Genomic DNA, 1,186 nt, shown 5'->3' on the forward strand with positions numbered 1-1,186 from the left:
GCTACTCGATTTTGCATCACAATGTTACGTTGCGGCCTTTCATTACCGGTGCAAGATCCGATTCCGGACGAACTCACGCTAAGTGAACGATGCAGCCACAAAACGTGTCCACTAACAGTCCTAAACGACCTTGGGTTGAAATTGAACTCGCTACTCAGCTCCAACCTCAATGTGCAGCAGCCCGTCGACCCGTTCCAAACCTGCCGGAAGCAACAAGTCTTCAAGCCATGCGATTGAACCGCGCCGGGTTTGCCGGAGGCTCCAACTCTTGAGTAGGATGGAGCATCATGAGCAAGACCACGAACAAGTTTTCCCCCGAAGTGCGCGAGCGCGCCGTGCGGATGGTTCTCGACAACGAGGGTCAGCACGGATCTCGCTGGCAGGCGATCACGTCGATCGCAGCGAAGATCGGTTGCTCGGCAAACACGCTGAACGACTGGGCCAAAAAGGCCGAGGTCGACAGTGGCAGGCGCGCAGGCATACCCAGCGACATGGCCGAGAGGATGAAGGCGCTGGAGCGGGAGAACCGAGAGCTCCGGCAGGCCAACGAGATCCTGCGGAAGGCGAGCGCATATTTTGCGCTGGCGGAGCTCGACCGCCGGTCGAAGTGATGGTGGATTTTATCGAGGCGCACAAGGATGCGCATGGGGTCGAGCCGATCTGCACGGTGCTGCCGATCGCCCCTTCCACTTACTATGATCACCTCGCCAAGCGGGCTGATCCCATGCGGCTTTCGGATCGGGCCCGTCGTGATGCCGCCCTGCGGCCCGAGATCAAACGTGTCTGGGAGGAGAACTACAAAGTCTACGGCGTCCGCAAGGTTTGGCGGCAGCTTGTCCGGGAAGGCTTCGATGTCGCGCGTTGCACGGTGGCGAGGCTCATGCGGGACATGGACATTCAGGGCATCATCCGCGGCAAACCGCATCGGACAACGATCCCTGACAAGAAGGTCCCGTGCCCGCTGGACAAGGTCAACCGCGAGTTCCGCGTCCCGGCGCCCAACATGCTGTGGGTCAGCGATTTCACCTATGTCGCCACCTGGAAGGGCTTCGTGTATGTCGCTTTCGTCATCGACGCCTATGCGCGCAAGATCGTTGGCTGGCGCGTCAGCGCCTCGGCGCAGACTGGGTTCGTCCTGGATGCCCTTGAGCAGGCCGTCCATGACCGCAAACCGACGAAGGCCATG

1 pseudogene and 1 other annotated feature are annotated in these 1,186 nt (G+C 60.2%); the pseudogene reads left to right on the forward strand.

From position 1 onward, the window contains the following. Positions 1–287 precede the first annotated feature (287 nt). Positions 288–1,186 (forward strand): annotated as a pseudogene (locus A3764_RS24230) (IS3 family transposase); the annotation flags it as partial. Further along, positions 569–685, forward strand: a sequence feature (AL1L pseudoknot). It overlaps the preceding pseudogene by 117 nt.

Source organism: Sulfitobacter sp. HI0129, assembly GCF_001635395.1.
In the GTDB taxonomy this organism is placed as follows: Bacteria; Pseudomonadota; Alphaproteobacteria; order Rhodobacterales; family Rhodobacteraceae; genus Sulfitobacter.